Consider the following 1,652-nt stretch of genomic DNA (forward strand, 5'->3'; position numbering starts at 1 on the left):
CTTTGTGGGCGTGGGGGGGGGGCCTCCCCGGCGCGGCGCGCCCGGCCGGGGGGGGGCGACAGGGCCGGGCGGCCGTCCAGGGGAGCCGCGCAGCCGCGCGCCGCCTTACGCCCCGGCTGCCTGACGATCCGCCACAGTCCGTCTCCCACCCTCCCCGCAGCGTTAGGGGATGGGAGACGGGCTGTGGCTGGCCGTCCGGCCAGCCACAGGGCGACGGCCCCGGAAAGGTGAGAGCCGCTCCGGGGCCGTCCATACAGGAAGCGAAGGTTCCTGTGACTGACAGCATGACACGCCCCCGGCCCGCACCGCGCACGGTTGCCGAGATGTGGGCCCGCCTCGCGATGGTCGGTACTGGGCAGAACGACGCCTGCCCGCTGTGCGGGCTGTGGAGCTGCAACCCGAGCGAGTGCCCGCTGTCCTCCGCCGTCCGCCTCCCCGGTCCCTGCCACGGCCGGCACCGGCGTGCAGTGCGAGGTCTGCGGCGGCTGGTTCGGCATCGCCGCGGTGCCGGTCAGGAAACCGCCTGAACCTGCAGCGTGTGCCAGAACCTCGGGCATTGATGCCGCACTTGATCCACCGTCAGTACCGGCAACGGCGCTGACGCTTCCCCAGCCCGACACCGCCACTTCTGTCGGCTGCCTGCCTCGCCCGGCCCGGCCCCGCGCCTCGTGCGGTGGCCGGTCCGGGCGCGGTCCAGGGGAGCCGGACAGCTCCCCCCTCGATTCCCACCAGGAAGGACCGCTGAGTTCCGTCGTGACCAGACCGCAGAGAAAGCCACCGGATAAATACGCGCCCGGAAACTCCGCGCCACACAATCGCATTCCAAATAACAGGGCGCCGGATTTCGCGCGCGCCCGTCAACGGCCTGCGTGCGGGTCGTATGACTCTGTTGGGTCAGGAGCCCAAGGGTGATCATGGAGGAACCACAGCGTGCGGCGACGCGCGCGAGCACTCGATGGGGAAGTCTTGTAGTGCTGTGGCGCGCATACGGCCCGGGGCGTCCGACACCCCGGCGTCCTCGGGCCGTATGCCTAACCCGGACTGCGCATCGGGCAAGCCTCCATGTCAACGGCCATTTCGTTCTCCCCGTAGGGGCGGAGGCCGACCACGTGCGTGCCGAGTGTGCGCGCTGATCGAACATCCCAACTTGAAACGGTGGTTGAGAACGTCGAAGAACGGGCGGCCGGCTATCGACTGCGCCAAGGTAGTGGGTGGTGGACGGTGTATGCCCAGTCAGCACGGCCCACGCCGCGCCCGGATCGCCTTCTCCGACGCCGCCGCAAAGCAGTTGGAGTCAATCACCGACGAGGGAGAACTCCACGCTCTGGACCGCACCCTGGTCGTCATCTCCATCGACCCCGAGGTCGGCGAACCGATCCCCGGCGACATGTCCGGCCCGCAACTGCGTCAGTACACCGACGACATCGAGCACGTCCGTGTCCTGTACGTCGTCACCACCCTGCGCACCGTTGTCGTGGTTGCCTACATCGAGGTCTAGTTTAGTACTGCAACGACACTCCGTGATGCCCTCTTCGTCTGTAGTGGCTGATGCGGGCGCGGGCTTGGCTTCTTCTTCGCCATAGGGACCAGTCGAGTGCATGTTGGATGGCGTGGCGGATGGGAGAGGAGATTCGGTTGAAGAGCCGCCGAGC

At 68.4% G+C, this 1,652-nt stretch carries 1 protein-coding gene; it reads left to right on the forward strand.

The window, feature by feature from the left end; all coding sequences use genetic code 11:
• Positions 1 to 1,225: 1,225 nt before the first annotated feature.
• Positions 1,226 to 1,498: a hypothetical protein gene (locus ABZZ74_RS54060; protein WP_356951432.1), complete on the forward strand. Its 273-nt coding sequence runs from the start codon at positions 1,226 to 1,228 to the stop codon at positions 1,496 to 1,498.
• The last annotated feature ends 154 nt before the right edge of the window (positions 1,499 to 1,652 follow it).

The organism is Streptomyces sp. NPDC006476, from assembly GCF_040612015.1.
GTDB lineage: Bacteria > Actinomycetota > Actinomycetes > Streptomycetales > Streptomycetaceae > Streptomyces > Streptomyces griseorubiginosus_B.

Bases quoted from the DNA above. Each gene is read 5' to 3' on its own strand.
- ABZZ74_RS54060 (WP_356951432.1), top strand. From the start codon at position 1,226: ATGCCCAGTCAGCACGGCCCACGCCGCGCCCGGATCGCCTTCTCCGAC.